At 63.4% G+C, this 15546-nt stretch carries 16 protein-coding genes; 12 read left to right on the plus strand and 4 right to left on the minus strand.

Going from position 1 to position 15546, the window contains the following annotated elements; translation table 11 throughout:
• Positions 1–30 precede the first annotated feature (30 nt).
• From RCH10_RS06220 to RCH10_RS06230, 3 genes are read left to right on the plus strand one after another with little or no spacing between them, the layout of a single operon-like run.
• Positions 31–864: an acyl-CoA thioesterase gene (locus RCH10_RS06220; protein ID WP_409051720.1), complete on the plus strand. Its 834-nt coding sequence runs from the start codon at positions 31–33 to the stop codon at positions 862–864.
• Between the two features lie 51 nt (positions 865–915).
• The gene (locus tag RCH10_RS06225; RefSeq protein WP_409051721.1) at positions 916–1509 is read left to right on the plus strand and encodes a 2-hydroxychromene-2-carboxylate isomerase; all 594 of its coding nucleotides are present in this window, start codon (positions 916–918) and stop codon (positions 1507–1509) included.
• A gap of 30 nt (positions 1510–1539) precedes the next feature.
• Entirely contained in the window at positions 1540–2319 is a 780-nt protein-coding gene (locus RCH10_RS06230; RefSeq protein WP_187054299.1) for an enoyl-CoA hydratase, read from the plus strand.
• A gap of 34 nt (positions 2320–2353) precedes the next feature.
• Here RCH10_RS06230 and RCH10_RS06235 read toward each other — a convergent pair whose 3' ends face one another.
• The 3 genes from RCH10_RS06235 to RCH10_RS06245 are packed head-to-tail and all read right to left on the minus strand — an operon-like array spanning position 2354 to position 4935.
• The gene (locus RCH10_RS06235) at positions 2354–3421 is read right to left on the minus strand and encodes a dihydrodipicolinate synthase family protein (RefSeq protein ID WP_409051722.1); all 1068 of its coding nucleotides are present in this window, start codon (positions 3419–3421) and stop codon (positions 2354–2356) included.
• Positions 3422–3445: 24 nt separating this feature from the next.
• The gene (locus tag RCH10_RS06240) at positions 3446–4510 is read right to left on the minus strand and encodes an NAD-dependent epimerase/dehydratase family protein (protein WP_409051723.1); all 1065 of its coding nucleotides are present in this window, start codon (positions 4508–4510) and stop codon (positions 3446–3448) included.
• Positions 4507–4935: an acyl-CoA thioesterase gene (locus RCH10_RS06245; protein WP_323494914.1), complete on the minus strand. Its 429-nt coding sequence runs from the start codon at positions 4933–4935 to the stop codon at positions 4507–4509. Before RCH10_RS06245 ends, RCH10_RS06240 begins: the two co-directional genes overlap by 4 nt.
• 43 nt (positions 4936–4978) lie before the next feature.
• On the opposite strand from RCH10_RS06245, the gene RCH10_RS06250 reads away from it, so the two are divergent.
• The 9 genes from RCH10_RS06250 (at position 4979) to RCH10_RS06290 (ending at position 14313) form a co-directional block, all read left to right on the plus strand.
• Positions 4979–6835 (plus strand): ABCB family ABC transporter ATP-binding protein/permease, encoded by a 1857-nt coding sequence (locus tag RCH10_RS06250; RefSeq protein ID WP_409051724.1) that lies wholly within the window; start codon positions 4979–4981, stop codon positions 6833–6835.
• Positions 6836–6871: 36 nt separating this feature from the next.
• Complete coding sequence (locus RCH10_RS06255; protein WP_409051725.1) at positions 6872–7810, plus strand: 2-hydroxyacid dehydrogenase; 939 nt, start codon at positions 6872–6874, stop codon at positions 7808–7810.
• A 49-nt stretch (positions 7811–7859) separates the two neighbouring features.
• Positions 7860–8837, plus strand: coding sequence for a LysR substrate-binding domain-containing protein (locus RCH10_RS06260; RefSeq protein ID WP_409051726.1), 978 nt, complete (start codon positions 7860–7862; stop codon positions 8835–8837).
• A 301-nt stretch (positions 8838–9138) separates the two neighbouring features.
• Positions 9139–10035 (plus strand): amino acid ABC transporter substrate-binding protein, encoded by an 897-nt coding sequence (locus RCH10_RS06265; RefSeq protein WP_409051727.1) that lies wholly within the window; start codon positions 9139–9141, stop codon positions 10033–10035.
• A 99-nt stretch (positions 10036–10134) separates the two neighbouring features.
• The gene (locus RCH10_RS06270; RefSeq protein ID WP_409051728.1) at positions 10135–10863 is read left to right on the plus strand and encodes an amino acid ABC transporter permease; all 729 of its coding nucleotides are present in this window, start codon (positions 10135–10137) and stop codon (positions 10861–10863) included.
• A gap of 2 nt (positions 10864–10865) precedes the next feature.
• Positions 10866–11555 carry an amino acid ABC transporter permease gene (locus tag RCH10_RS06275; protein WP_409051729.1) on the plus strand — a complete coding sequence of 230 codons (690 nt, stop codon included), beginning with the start codon at positions 10866–10868 and terminating at the stop codon, positions 11553–11555.
• 26 nt (positions 11556–11581) lie between these two features.
• Positions 11582–12319, plus strand: coding sequence for an amino acid ABC transporter ATP-binding protein (locus tag RCH10_RS06280; RefSeq protein WP_187054872.1), 738 nt, complete (start codon positions 11582–11584; stop codon positions 12317–12319).
• Positions 12320–12511: 192 nt separating this feature from the next.
• Positions 12512–13816, plus strand: a complete 1305-nt coding sequence (locus RCH10_RS06285) for a Zn-dependent hydrolase (protein WP_409051730.1) — start codon at positions 12512–12514, stop codon at positions 13814–13816.
• Entirely contained in the window at positions 13813–14313 is a 501-nt protein-coding gene (locus RCH10_RS06290; RefSeq protein WP_409051731.1) for an ureidoglycolate lyase, read from the plus strand. The genes RCH10_RS06285 and RCH10_RS06290 overlap by 4 nt, the downstream gene beginning before the upstream one ends.
• A gap of 46 nt (positions 14314–14359) precedes the next feature.
• On the opposite strand, the gene RCH10_RS06295 is transcribed toward RCH10_RS06290, so the two are convergent.
• Entirely contained in the window at positions 14360–15538 is a 1179-nt protein-coding gene (locus tag RCH10_RS06295) for an amidase (RefSeq protein ID WP_409051732.1), read from the minus strand.
• Between the last annotated feature and the right edge of the window lie 8 nt (positions 15539–15546).

Raw genomic sequence — 15546 nt, forward strand, 5'->3', positions numbered from 1 at the left:
ACAACGAAAACAACGAAGAGACGGACACCGATGACAGAGCACCCCTTCGACAAGGCATTGGCGCTGAAGCACAGCGATCTGCGCGTTGGCCAGTTCGCTGGCGCCACCAGCCCGGATCACTGGATCATGGTCGGCCCGTTCGGCGGCATGACCGCGGCGCTCGTGCTGCAGTCCGTGCTCCAGCATCCGGACCTGTTGGGCTCGCCGATCGCGTTGACGGTCAACTTCGCAGCGGCCATCTCGGCTGGGCCGTTCGAAGTGCAAGCCATCGCGGTGCGCACCAATCGGTCGACGCAGCACTGGACGGTGCAAATCAGCCAGCCCGACGCCGACGGTACACCGCAAGTGAACACCACCGCGACGGTTGTCACCGCCGTGCGGCGCGAAACATGGAGCCAGAACGACCTGCCCATGCCCGACGTGCCGCGGCCTGAAAAGGTGTCGCGCATGAGCATCGGCCCGGCAGGCGTCGCGTGGATTCAGCTGTACGACATGCGCCCGGTCAGCGGTGCGGTGCCGACGATGTGGGACGGCAGCGGCGAGCACAGCGAAACTGTTTTGTGGCTGCGCGACGCCCAACCGCGCGCGCTCGATTTCGCATCGCTCACGGCCATGAGCGATATGTTCTATCCGCGCGTCTGGCTCCGTCGCGCCAAGGTCGTGCCGGCCGGCACGGTGTCGATCACGACCTACTTCCACACCAGCGCAGCGCAACTGGCCGAGGTCGGCTCCGGCTGTCTGCTGGGCCGCGCGAGCGCACAGCAGTTTCGCAACGGCTTTTTCGATCAGACGGCCGAACTCTGGAGCGAAGAAACCGGTGCGCTACTGGTGACTTCAAACCAGATCGTCTACTACAAAGAGTGATCGAAGAATGACGGCAAGAATGTCGGAACGAACGGCAAAAGAGGAAACACCATGACAGACAAGACCATCGATTTCTACTTCGACTTCGGCAGCCCGGCTGCTTACCTCGCGGCAACGCAGCTGCCGCACATCGCAGCCGACACCGGCGCCACGCTGGCATGGAAGCCGATGCTGCTGGGGGGCGTGTTCCAGGCCACCGGCAATCACTCGCCAGCCGACATCAAGTCCAAAGGGCCGTACATGAACGCCGACCTGAAGCGCTTTGCCAAGCGCTACGGCGTGCCGTTCGCGCACAACCCGCACTTCCCCATCAACACGCTGCTGCTGATGCGCGGTGCGACCGGCGTGCAGATGCAGCATCCCGAACGTTTCGCCAGCTATGCCGACGCGGTGTTCCAGGCGATATGGGTCGACGGCCTGAACATGAACGACCCCGCCACGGTAGGCGGCGTGTTGCAGGCCGCTGGTTTCGACGCGGCCGAACTGGTCGCGCTGGCCAGTGCACAAGCGACCAAAGACCAGCTCAAGGCCACGACGCAAGAAGCCGTGACGCGCGGCGTTTTCGGCGCCCCGACGATGTTCGTCGGCGACGACATGTTCTGGGGCCAGGACCGTCTGGATTTCGTGCGCGAAGCCTTGGCCTGACCCTACTCAATTCCACATCGAAACACTGACATGACAGACATCCTCAGCCACACCGAAGCCGGCGTCTTGACGCTCACCTTCAACCGCGTCGCGCGCAAGAACTCCATCACCGGGGCGATGTACGACACGCTCGCCACCGCGCTCGAAAAAGCGGCGGACGACAACGCCGTGCGCACCGTGCTGATCCAGGGCGACCCGACCATCTTCAGCGCCGGCAACGACATCGCCGACTTCATGGCGGCCGCCGCCGCGCCGGCGCAGCAGACCGAAGCCGACTCGCCTGCTATTCGTTTCCTGCGTGTGATCGCGGCGTTCCCCAAGCCGCTGGTCGCCAGCGTCTGCGGCCCCGCCGTCGGCATCGGCACAACATTGCTGTTCCATTGCGACCTGGTCTACGCGGGTGACAACGCGGCGTTTTCACTGCCCTTCGTCAACCTCGGCCTGGTGCCGGAAGCAGCGTCGAGCATGCTGGTGCCGCAGATGTTCGGCTACCACCGCGCGGCCGAAGCGCTGCTGCTGGGCGAGCCTTTCATGGCTGAAGCCGCGCTTGAAGTCGGGCTGGTCAACCGTGTCGTTCCGCCGATGGAATGCAACGGCATCGCGCAGTCGCAGGCACGCAAGCTGGCGGCCAAACCGCTGACAGCGCTTGTCGAGACCAAGCGCCTGCTCAAGCTGTCTCAGCAGGCTGCCGTCCAGGAGCGCATCGGTGTCGAGGGCAAGAGCTTCGCGACGGCGATGCGTTCGCCGGCGGCAAAGGAAGCGTTCACCGCCTTCATGGAAAAGCGCAAGCCGGACTTCTCGAACGTCTGAGGCGCCTGCGCCCCGTGGCGTGGCGCTGCGTTGTTCAGTCCAGCCAGTGCGCGAGGTTGGTGCGCACGAAGGCGTCGTCGGCCAGATCACCATGCAGGCGGTAGACCCGGTCGATTTCTTCGGCCTGGCCCGCACCGAGCCCTTCTGCGGGGTCGAGGCACCAGATGCCTTCGAGCAAGCCTTGACGCCGCAGCACTTCATGGCAGCCGGCGATGCAGCCCGCAAAGTTGTTGCGCACGTCGAAGAACGCCGCGTTGCTGTCGGTCACACGCGAGTCGAGCGCCAGCAGGTCGGAGCTGAGCATGCCGCCGTTCGCAGCCAGTTCCGCCTTGATGCGTGCGAGTTGCTTCACCGCGCTCGATGTCCATACCGACCAGTGGCCGAGCAACCCGCCGCGAAACCGCACCGTCACCGGCTCGCCGTCGCGCATTGCCGTGAATGGCAAGGCCAGGTCGAGCACGATGTGGTCGTCGTTGCCGGTGTAGAGAAACACGCGGTCCTCGGCACGCGCATCGACCACGCCGCGCACTACGTCGATCGTGCGATAGCGATTGAACGGCGCGACCTTGATCGCCAGCACATTGGGGATCGAAGCGAAGCGGCGCCAGAAGTCGCTGGACAAGATCGGCCCGCCGACCGCAGTCTGAAGATAGAAGCCGACCAGCGGAATCTCCTGGCTCACCGACTCGCAATGCGCGATCAATTCGTCTTCTGACGACGATGCCAGTGCGGCCAGGCTCAGCAAGCCGGCGTGGTAGCCGAGGCTGACGGCGGTTTGTGCTTCGGCGCGTGCTTGCGCCGTGCCACCGCACAGGCCTGCGACCATCGCCATCGGTCGCGAGGTCCAGGCGCGCTGGTCTTCGATCGCTGCGCGCAACACGGGTTCAAACAAGCCGCGCTCGCGAATGCTGAATTGCGTGGTGTGCACGCCCACCGCGAGACCACCGGCACCGGCATCGACGTAGTAGCGCGTGAGTGCGCGCTGGCGACGGCGGTCGAACTGGCGCTGCGCATCGAGTGCGAGGGGGTGGGCGGGAATGACGGTGCCTTGCGCCAGCAGCGCCATCACGTCGGCGGGCAGATCGGATCGGTTCAGCGGCATGGATCGACCTCCAGGAATCGGCGTTCAATACTTGCCATCACGCACCTCGAACTTCGTCTGCTTGCCATACAAGCGCTGGTCGCGTGCGATCCAGTCGGCCACCCAGCCGATGAGTCGCGACAACGGCACTTTGGGATAGCCGAAGAGCCGCTCGGCTTCGCTGGTGTTCATGAGCCAGGCGGTCGGCGCTTCCTCGCCCTTGATCTGCACCGGCTTGTCGAAGCGGCGTCCGAACTCGGCGGCAAGCCAGCGGATCGAGGTCGTCTCGGGTCCGCTCACGTTGATCGGCGAAGTCGGCACCGTGGCGACCGCGAGGCATCGCAACGCCTGCGCGTTGGCGTCGCCCTGCCAGATCACGTTGACGTGGCCCATCGTGACGTCCACCGGCTCGCCGAGCCACACCTTGAGCGCCACATCGGCCAGCACGCCGTAGCGCATGTCGATGGCGTAGCTGAGCCGGAGCAGTCGGCCGGGTGTGCCATGCGTTTGCGAAAAATACTCGAACATGCGCTCGCGCCCGACGCACGAGTTGGCGTATTCACCGGGCGGATTCGGCGGCAGATCTTCCGCTGCGCCCTGGCCGATGACCGGCACGAACGGGTACACGCAGGCGGTCGAGAACGCCACGATGCGCGAGTTGCGAAACGCATCGGCGACGAGCGCCGGGACGTGTGTGTTCATCGCCCACGTCAGTGGGTTGTTGGCGTCGGCGCCGAACTTGCGGCCGGCCATGAAGATCACGTTGGGGCACTCGGGCAGCGCGGCGATGGCCGCGGCGTCGAGCAGGTCGCAGGCTATGGTTTCGATGCCGTACGCTTCGAGCATCGTGCGCACATCGGTTTCGCTGAAGCGGGCGACAGCGATCACACGGCGCGAAACTGGCAGCGCGTTGCGCGCGAGCCGTGCCAGCGTCGGCCCCATTTTGCCGCCGACGCCGAGGATGATCAGGTCGCCCTCGACTTTGGCGAGGTCGTCGACGAGTTCACGCGATGGTGTGGCAAGAAAGTCTTCGAGCGCCTGTTCGGTTTCGAAGTGCGAAGGGAAGTTGCGCGCATCGAGCAGGGCAATGGGGAGTGTGGCGGTGGTCATGCGTTGTCCCGCTCGATCACCCGGGGTCGACCGTTATCGTCGATCGCCACATAAGTGAACGTGGCCTGCGTCACCTTGAGATAGTCGCCCTGCGCGGTGAACCGCTCGGCGAACACCTCGACAGTGACCGTGATCGAGGTGCGCCCGATTTTCACCAGCTTCGAATAGAACGACAGGATGTCGCCGAGCCGCACGGGCTGCTTGAAGACGAATTCGTTGACCGCCACGGTGGCCATGCGCCCCTTGGAATAGCGCGCGGGAATCACCGATCCGGCCAGGTCGCACTGGGCCATGACCCAGCCGCCGAAGATGTCGCCGTTGGCGTTGACGTCGGCCGGCATCGGGATGACCTTGAGCACCAGTTCCTGGTCGAGCGGCAGGCTCTTCAGGGTGGCGACCGCGTTGGCACTTGGAGATTCGGACATGGGCACAATCTGAGGCAATAACTACAAACACGATTGTCCACCCATGCGTCGAAGCGGCGAAACCATGCCCCCCCCTTCCATGCCGGTTGCCGATGCCTCCGGCGTGGTCGGGCACCCGCCCGCCCGCAGCGACCGATCCGACTGGGCCACGCTGCGCCGTCTCTTCCCGTACCTCTGGGAATACAAATGGCGGGTGATTGCCGCGCTGACATTCATGATCGGTGCCAAGGTCGCCAACGTCGGCGTACCGGTGCTGCTGAAGAATTTGGTCGACACCATGACGCCCAAGCCCGACATGGCGCAGGCGCTGCTGATCGTGCCGATCTCTCTTTTGCTGGCGTACGGACTGCTGCGCTTTTCGACATCGCTGTTCGGTGAGTTGCGCGAGCTGGTGTTCGCCAAGGCGACGGAAGGTGCAGCACGTCGCATCTCGCTGGAGGTCTTTCGGCATCTGCATGCGCTGAGCCTGCGCTTTCACCTCGAACGCCAGACCGGCGGCATGACGCGCGACATCGAGCGTGGCACGCGTGGCGTGCATTCGCTGATCTCGATGTCGCTCTACAGCATCGTGCCGACCATCATCGAGCTGGTGCTGGTGCTGAGCATCCTGGGCGTCAAGTTCGATTCGCTCTTCGTCTGGATCACCGGCGTCGCGCTGGTCATCTACATCAGCTTCACCGTGACGGTGACCGAGTGGCGCACGCAGTTTCGCAAGCAGATGAACGAGCTCGATTCGGTCGCGCAGAGCCGTGCGGTCGATTCGTTGCTCAACTACGAGACGGTCAAGTACTTCAACAACGAGGAGTTCGAGGCCAGGCGTTACGACGCCAGTCTTGACCGCTACCGCAAGGCCGCGATCAAGAGCCAGCGCACGCTGTCGATGCTCAACACCGGCCAGCAACTGTTGATCGCGGTGAGCCTGGTGCTGATGCTGTGGCGTGCGACGTCGGGCGTGGTCGAAGGGCGGATGACGCTGGGCGACCTGGTGATGGTCAACGCCTTCATGATCCAGCTCTACATTCCGCTCAACTTTCTGGGCGTGATCTACCGCGAGATCAAGCAGAGCCTGACCGACCTCGACAAGATGTTCGTGCTGATGGAGAAAGACCGCGAGATCCAGGATTCTCCGGGTTCGCGCCCGTTGGCAGGGCGCGACGCGACCATCCGTTTCGAAGACGTCAGCTTTGCCTACGAGCCGGAGCGGCCCATCTTGAAACACGTCACCTTCGAGATCCCTGCCGGCAAGACGGTCGCCGTCGTCGGCCCTTCGGGCTCGGGCAAGTCGACCTTGGCGCGGCTGCTCTATCGCTTCTATGACGTGCAGCAAGGGCGCATCAGCATCGGCGGCGAAGACATCCGCGAGGTCACGCAATCGAGCGTGCGGCAGGCCATCGGTATCGTGCCGCAAGACACGGTGCTCTTCAATGACAGCGTCGAATACAACATTGCCTACGGTCGACCGGGCTCGACGCGCGAGGAGGTCGAGGCCGCAGCCAAGGCCGCGCGCATTCACGACTTCATCGCGGCCACGCCGAAGGGCTACGACACGCCGGTGGGCGAGCGCGGGCTCAAGTTGTCGGGCGGTGAAAAGCAGCGCGTGGCCATCGCGCGCACGCTGCTCAAGAACCCGCCGATCGTGATCTTCGACGAGGCCACCTCGGCGCTCGACTCGGCCAACGAGCGCGCCATCCAGTCGGAGCTGAAGAGCGCAGCGCAGAACAAGACCACGCTGGTCATCGCGCACAGACTGTCGACGGTGGTCGATGCGCACGAGATCCTCGTGCTCGAAAGCGGAGTCATCGTCGAACGCGGCACGCACGCCGACCTGCTGGAGCGCAAAGGCAAGTACGCCCAGATGTGGACCTTGCAAAAGATCGAAGCGGCACCGGTGGTGCTTTGAGTATTTTTCGCCATCCTTCCAGGAGCTGAATCAACAATGTCCGAGAAGATTTCCGTGCTTTCGCTCAACACGCTGTCGAGCGAGCACCAGGGTCGCATTGCCGAGCTTTACGACCTGACCTACGCGCCGACGAACGAAGAGCGCGCAGCCGCCATCGCCGCACACGGGCCGAAGTTTCGCGCCGTGCTCACCATCGGCGTGCTCGGGCTGACGGCCGCCGAGATGGACGCCATGCCGGCGCTCGAAGTGGTGTGCTGCATGGGCGCGGGCTACGAGCTGGTCGACGTCGACGCGGCGCGTGCGCGGGGCATCGCGCTGGCCAACGGCCAGGGCACCAACGACGATTGCGTGGCCGACCACGCCTTCGGGCTTCTGATCGGCGCGGTGCGTGGCTTTCACATGCTCGACCGGTTGTGCCGCGAAGGTGTCTGGCGTCTGGCGATCCCGCAGCCGCCCAACGTGTCGGGCAAGCGGCTCGGCATCCTCGGCATGGGCACCATCGGCGAGAAGATCGCCAAACGCGCCGCCGGCTTCGACATGACCATCGGCTATCACAACCGCAAGCCGAAAGAGGGCTCTCCGCACCGCTACTTCGACAACCTGAAAGCACTGGCCGAATGGTCCGACATGTTGGTATGCGCGGCACCGGGCGGCGCGGCGACGAAGCACATCGTCGATGCAGAAGTGCTCGACGCGCTGGGTCCGAAGGGCTTCCTGGTCAACATCGGCCGCGGCAGCATCGTCGACACCGAGGCGCTGGCGACGGCGCTGCGCGATGGCCGCCTCGGAGGCGCCGGCATCGATGTGTACGAAAGCGAACCGAAGCGTCCTGAAGCATTGATCGGGCTCGACAACCTGATCCTGACGCCGCATCTGGCGGGCTGGTCGCCGGAGGCCACCGAAGCGTCGTTCAAGCGCTTCCTGGAAAACGTCGAAGGGCATTTCGCCGGACGCGGCGTGGTCACGCCCATTTGAGGGGCGCGCCGCTTTGGGCGCTCATGCCCAAAGAACATAATCCGCTTCCATGGAAACCAAGTGGCTCGAAGACTTCGTCAGCCTGGCTGAAACCCGCAGCTTCAGCCGCTCCGCCCAACTGCGGCACGTGACGCAACCGGCGTTCTCCCGCCGCATCCAGGCGCTGGAGGGATGGGCCGGTACCGATCTCGTCGACCGCACCTCGTACCCCACGCGGCTGACACCTGCGGGGCAGACTTTGTATGGCCAGGCCATCGAAATGCTGCAGGGCCTGCAGAGCACCCGCGCCATGCTGCGCGGTCATTCGGCGGCGGCGCACGACGTGATCGAATTCGCCGTGCCGCACACGCTGGCGTTCACTTTTTTTCCGGCCTGGGTGACCAGCCTGCGCTCGGAGTTCGGGCCGCTCAAGAGCCGGCTGATCGCGCTCAACGTGCACGACGCGGTGCTGCGGCTGGTCGAAGGCAGTTGCGACTTGCTCATCGCCTATCAACATCCGTCGCTGCCGCTGCAACTCGATGCCAATCGGTATGAGCAGGTGAGCCTGGGGGAAGAGGTCATGGCGCCGTGGGTCAAGCCCGACGCCGATGGCGCGCCGCGCTGGCGCCTGCCGGGCCGGCCTGGGCAGCCGTTGCCGTATCTGGGTTACGCGCCGGGGGCCTATCTGGGGAGCATGGTCGACCAGTTGCTGAAGAGTTCGGTGACGCCGATCCATCTCGACCGTGTGTATGAAACCGACATGGCCGAAGGTTTGAAGGCGATGGCGCTCGAAGGCCATGGCATCGCCTTCTTGCCTTACAGCGCAGTAAGAAAAGAAGTGCGCGCGCGCAAGCTGGTCAGCGCCTTGCCGCCCGAGATCGACACGCTCGAAGTCACGATGGAAATCCGGGCCTACCGCGAAACGCCGACCGCACCGGCAGCGACGAAGACCGGCCGGGGCAAAGCCGCTGCCGAGGCGAGCGTGCAACCCAAGACGGCGGCCGACGCGCTCTGGGCGTATCTGGTGTCGCGGCAGCCGGCGCCGTGATGTTCAGGGCGCGCAGAAATCATGAGGGATGCGCATAACGAGGCCCGCAAATGGCATTGGCTCCTGGTGGCGTCTCGTCCTACAGTGGTGCCAATTACCTTCAGCGTGTGTGCAGGCACAAAGACTGCTTAGTTGTTTGTGATCAACTGAGTACCGCCTGACCGCACCAAGGCGATGCGAACGGCGGTGGGCAAGGCTGGCAGTGGTGCACTGTGCACCGGGTTGGCCCGGGTGTTCCCGAAAACGTGAATGCCTAAAATTTAGTTTGTTTTCTTTCGGTTTTCTTTCAGGAGTGGATTAAATGAAAAAGCAAATAGTGGTGACGGCAATCTCGATGCTGATCGCAGGTGGGGCATTTGCACAGGCCAACGACACGCTGGCCAAGATCAAGGCAGCAGGCAGCATCACGGAAGGTGTTCGCGAATCGTCGGGCCTGTCGTACACGCTGGGCAACGGGCAGTACACGGGCTTCCATTACGACGTCTGCGCCAACATCATCAAGGACCTCGAAAAGGCGACTGGCAAGAAGCTCGAAACCAAGTACCAGCCCGTCACATCGCAAAACCGGGTGCCGCTGGTGCAAAACGGCACCGTCGACATCGAGTGCGGCTCGACCACCAACAACGCCACGCGCGCCAAGGATGTGTCTTTCGCCGTCACCACGTACGTTGAAGAAGTGCGCATCGCGGTCAAGGCAAATTCGGGCATCACGTCCATCAAGGACTTGAACGGCAAGACCGTCGCGACGACCACGGGCACGACCTCGGTTCAGACGCTGCGCAAGAACGAACGCGCTGGCGGCATCGACTTCAAGGAGCTCTACGGCAAGGACCATTCCGACAGCTTCCTGCTGCTCGAATCGGGCCGCGCAGATGCTTTCGTGATGGACGGGTCCATCCTCGCGTCGAACATCGCCAAGGCAAAAACGCCTGCCGATTACAAGATCGTCGGCGAAGTGTTGAGCGTCGAACCCATCGCGATCATGATCCGCAAGGACGACCCTGCATTCAAGAAGGCAGTGGACGACAGCATCAAGGGCCAGATCAAGAATGGCGACCTCGCCAAGCTGTGGGACAAGTGGTTCATCCAGGCCATTCCGCCTGCCAACGTGAAGATCGGCCTGCCGCTCTCCGATGCGACCAAGGCAGCCTGGGCCAACCCGAACGACAAGCCGATGGAAGACTACGCGAAGAAGTAATTCGCCTCCCAAACAAGCATTGCGCCTCGCCCACCCTTTTCGGTGGGCGTTTTTCAATATGGCGCATCAGAACAATGAACGAGGAACAGGAGCGCTTCGATGGGATCGAACTGGGATTGGCAGGTCTTCTTGACGGACCCGGGTGGCAAGTACCCTACTTACTTGCAATGGATGTTGTCGGCCTGGGGTTGGACCGTGTCCGTCTCCATATTGGCGTTGATCGTCGCGCTCGTCATGGGCTCGCTGATCGGCATCATCCGCACCTTGCCTGACAGCCCCTGGCTGGTTCGACTGGGCAACGCGTGGGTCGAGCTCTTTCGCAACATTCCGCTGCTGGTGCAGATCTTTCTCTGGTATCACGTCATCCCGGCTTTGATTCCTGTCATGAAGGGCGTGCCACCCTTCGTGCTGGTGGTGCTGGCACTGGGCTTCTTCACCTCGGCCCGCATCGCCGAGCAGGTTCGCTCCGGTGTTCAGGCGTTGCCCAAGGGACAGCGTTACGCGGGCATGGCGGTCGGCTTCACGACGCCGCAGTACTACCGCTACGTCCTGCTGCCAATGGCCTACCGGATCATCCTGCCGCCGCTCACCAGCGAAGCTATGAACATCTTCAAGAATTCGTCGGTTGCGTTTGCGATCTCGATTTCTGAACTGACGATGTTTTTCATCCAAACAACCGAGGAAACCTCGCGTCCTTACGAGATGTTCATTGCAGTGTCCGGGCTCTACATCGTTTCAGCATTTGCGATAAACCGAATCATGGCGTTCATAGAGAAGCGAGTTCGTATTCCGGGCTATGTCATTTCCACCAGTGGTGGGGGCCATTGATCATGGGTAATCTCGATCTTTCTTTCTACAACTGGGACGTCATCAGTTCTTTCGTCCTGCACGGGCTGTATTTCAGTGTGATCCTGACGGTGGTATCGACCATCGGTGGAGTCATCTTGGGCACCTTGCTAGCACTGATGCGTTTGTCCGGCAAGGCGTGGCTCGACGTGCCTGCTGCGGTCTACGTCAACGGCATGCGCAGCATTCCGCTTGTGATGGTGATCTTGGGATTTTTCCTTTTGGTTCCCGCTACTTTCTATTCGACGTTTGGGCGTTGGGGCCTGGAGCATCGAACTGAGCTATCGGCGCTGATTACCTTTGTGGCATTCGAAGCCGCTTACTTCAGTGAAATCATGCGCGCCGGCATCCAATCAATTCCGCGCGGTCAGGTACACGCGGGAATGGCTGTCGGCATGACCTATGGCCAGAACATGAAGCTGGTCGTGCTGCCGCAAGCGTTCCGCAATATGCTGCCGGTGCTGCTGACGCAGACCATCATCCTGTTTCAGGACACCTCGCTGGTGTACGCCATCGGTGCCTACGACTTGCTCAAGGGAATCGAAACGGCGGGCAAAAATTTTGGTCGACCGGTCGAGGCCTACCTGCTCGCTGCCGTCGTTTACTTTGTGCTGTGCTACGCGCTCTCGTTCTGCGTCAAGCAGTTGCACAAGAAGATCGCCATCATTCGCTGACCTGGAGATAAAAGATGTCTGAAAACATGATCGAAATCAAGAACGTATCCAAGTGGTACGGCCCGGTTCAGGTGCTGAACGAATGCTCCGTCAACATCGCCAAGGGCGACGTGGTGGTGGTGTGCGGCCCTTCGGGTTCCGGCAAGTCGACGCTTATCAAGACGGTGAACGCACTCGAGCCTTTTCAAAAGGGCGAGATCACCGTCAACGGTATTGCCCTTCACGACCCCAAGACGAACCTTCCCAAGCTTCGCTCCAAGGTCGGCATGGTGTTCCAGCACTTCGAACTGTTCCCCCATCTGTCGGTGACCGAGAACCTGACGATCGCACAGATCAAGGTGCTGGGCCGCAGCCCTGCCGAAGCCAAGACGCGCGGCATGAAGATGCTGGACCGCGTGGGCCTGATGGTGCACAAGGACAAATTTCCAGGTCAGCTTTCAGGCGGCCAGCAGCAACGCGTGGCGATCGCCCGCGCGCTGAGCATGGATCCGATCGTGATGCTGTTCGACGAGCCGACGTCTGCCCTCGACCCCGAGATGGTCGGTGAGGTGCTCGACGTGATGGTGACGCTCGCCAAGGAAGGCATGACCATGATGGTCGTGACGCACGAAATGGCGTTCGCCCGCAAGGTTGCGAGCCGCGTGATCTTTATCGACGTGGGCGGCCGCATCCTGGAAGACTGCGCCAAGGACGAGTTCTTCAGCCATCCTGAGAACCGTCAGCCGCGCACCAAGGATTTCCTGAACAAGATCCTGCAGCACTGATCTCGCCCCCAGGTCGCTGCGCACTTCGTGTCGCTGCTCCCACCCCCTGCCGGGGGCGACACCAGCGGCCCGGCGGAGCCGGTTCCGCGGTGTCCACGAACATAAAGCCCTGCTACGCGGGGCTTTCGCATTTGCGCGGCTGCGCTTGTTGTGAGACTGTGTGGTCGGCACGGTTTCTGCTGCTGAACCTCTATGACCGAAACACTTATTCCGACGCTCGCTGCCTTCGCCACTTCTGCTACCCCCGCCGCCTCCATCGCCATCGATTCGGCGCGGCTTTGGCAATCGCTGATGACGCTCGCGCGAATCGGTGCGACGGACAAGGGCGGCGTGTGCCGTCTCGCGTTGACCGATCTTGACCGGCAGGGGCGCGAGCTGTTCGTACAGTGGGCGACCGAAGCCGGCTGTACGGTGCGGGTCGATGCCATCGGCAACATCTTCGCGCGCCGTGCGGGGCAAGACCCGACGCTGCCGGCGGTGGCCACCGGCAGCCACATCGACACGCAGCCGACCGGCGGCAAGTTCGATGGCAACTACGGCGTGCTCGCGGGGCTGGAGGTGCTGCGCACGTTGAACGACGCCGGCATTCGCACCGTGGCACCACTCGAGATCTGCGTCTGGACCAACGAAGAGGGCTCGCGCTTCGTGCCGGTGATGATGGGCTCGGGTGTCTATGCCAGCGCCTTCACGCTCCATCACGCCTTGACCGCCGCCGATCGCGAGGGCGTCACCGTGGCCGACGCGTTGAAAAGCATCGGTTTCGACGGCAAGGATGCGGCATCGGTGGAGGCGGGCGCACCGCGCTTCGGCGCGTACTTCGAGGCCCACATCGAACAAGGGCCGGTGCTCGAGGACGCCGACATTCCGCTCGGCGTGGTGACGGGCGCGCTCGGCCAGCGCTGGTACGACGTGGTCGTGACCGGCCAGGAAGCGCATGCGGGCCCGACGCCGATGGGCTTGCGCCGCGATGCGCTGCAGGGCGCCACCGGATTGATGCAGACCGTCAACGGCATCGCGATGGACGAGCAACCCAACGGCCGCGGCACCGTCGGCTACGTTCAGGTACACCCCAACTCGCGCAACGTGATTCCGGGGCGTGTGACTTTCACTGTCGATTTTCGTCATCCGGACGACGAAGGGTTGAGCCGAATGGACGCCGCCTTGCGCAAAGCCTGCGCTGCCCTCGGAGTCGATGGCCGACTCGAGGTGACCGTGGCGCAGACGGTGTACTTTCCGCCCGTCAAGTTCGCCGAGCAGCTGGTGCGCGCGGTACGCGACGGCGCCGCGCGCGCAGGGCTCGCGCACCAGGACATCGTGAGCGGCGCCGGCCACGACGCTGTGTACGTCGCCCGCGTCGCGCCGGCGGCGATGATCTTCGTGCCGTGCAAGGACGGCATCTCGCACAACGAGATCGAAGATGCCAAGCCCGAGCATCTGGCCGCGGGTTGCAACGTGCTGCTGCACGCGATGCTCGACCAGGCCGGCATCGCTGCATGAAACTCATCGCGCAGCCGCTCACCGCCGAGGGCTTCGCGCCTTACGGCACGGTGATCGCAGTGCCTGACGACTTCGAGGGTGGCCGGCTCATCAACGGGGGTACGACGCGCCGCTTCGATCTGATCGACGATCTGCACTTGAGTGCCGACGGCGGGCGGCCCGTGCTCGCATTGTTCCGCGCACAGGCCCGCAGCTTTCCACATGCGGTGACGGAGATGGAACGGCACGCACTCGGCAGCCAGACCTTCGTGCCGATGGGCAGGAAGCGGCGCTTCGTGATCGTGGTCGCTCTGGCGGGTGCGGCGCCGAGTGCCAATGCGTTGACCGCCTTCGTCACCGATGGTTGTCAAGGCGTCATGCTCGCGCCGGGCACATGGCATCACGCGCTGTTGGCCGTGGACGCGGGGGATTTCGTCGTGGTGGAGCGCGTCGCTGCCACGGTCGATTGCGATGTATCCGAGGTGAACCCGACCGTTAGCGTGACGTGGGCTGTTTAAGTGCGTAAGGCGTCCTGGCGCTGACGACCTTCCCGTCAAGTGCTCGCTATGTCGCGATGCGCTCAGCCAGTGCAATCAACGACCGGTCCGACCCCGCCGGTCCCAGCAACGAAATACCCAGCGGTGCGCCATCGCGTTTTGCCAGCGGCATCGACAACTGTGGAAAGCCGCTGAGCCCTGCAACGCACAGCATGCGGATCGCCTTGTTGCGATAGTCCTCAAAGCTGGCGTCAGTGGCCGCGCGCAGCGGAGCGATGTCGGGCATCGTCGGCATCAGCAGCACGCCGTCGTTGCCCAGCAGCGCGGCGAGCTGCGCCTTGAAGCGGATCCGAAATTCGCGCGCGGTGTTCACTTGGTCGTCGGTCACATCGCGTGACCAGGCGAAGCGCTCGGCGACGCCGGGACCGAGTGGCGGCGCGTAGCGCTCGATCAGCGGGCCGTCGGTGAGCCATGCTTCGCGCGCTTGCACATACCGAAAGTTCCAGTACATCGCGTCCCATGATTCGAGTGCGATCTCCACGGGCTCGGCTTGCCCGAGCACCGACTGAACCTGCTTCGTCAACTCGTCGAGCGCCTCGACCACCGGCGCGTCGAGCATCGCCCAGATGTCTTCCGGCCACAGCATGCGAACGGTGTCGGGCAGCGGGTGTGCATCGTCACCCAACAGCACCTCGCCCACTCGCGCAAAGGTGCCGATATCGCGCGCGAACCAGCCCACCGTGTCGAGGCTCGGCGAAAGATCGAGCACCGCTTCGAGGCTGATGCGGCCGTGCGTCGGTCGGATGCCGTACAGGTTGCAATGATTCGCCGGCGCGCGCACCGAGCCGCCGGTGTCGCTGCCGAGGGCGAAGTCGCACAGACTCGACGACACCGCCGAGGCCGAGCCGGACGACGAGCCGCCGGTGATGCGGTCCTTCGCGGCACCGTTGATCGGCGCACCGAAGTGCGCGTTATTGCCGTTCATCGAAAACGCGAGTTCATCTGTCACGGTCTTGCCGACGAAGCGTGCACCGGCATCGAGCAGTTTCTGCACCGACGGCGCAGTGCGCGTCTTGATGCCGGACATCGCCAGCACGATCGGACTGCCGCCGCCGGTCGGGTAGCCGGCCACGTCGTACAGGTCTTTGACCGCGAAGCTGAGATCGGCGAGCGGGCCGGTGGCTGCGCGCGGCACGGCGATATCGGGATAGGGAACGAACGCGTGGGCAGGGTCGTGCAGTGGCATGGTCTAGG

The sequence above is a fragment of the Variovorax sp. GrIS 2.14 genome (genome assembly GCF_046115955.1).
In the GTDB taxonomy this organism is placed as follows: Bacteria; Pseudomonadota; Gammaproteobacteria; order Burkholderiales; family Burkholderiaceae_C; genus Variovorax.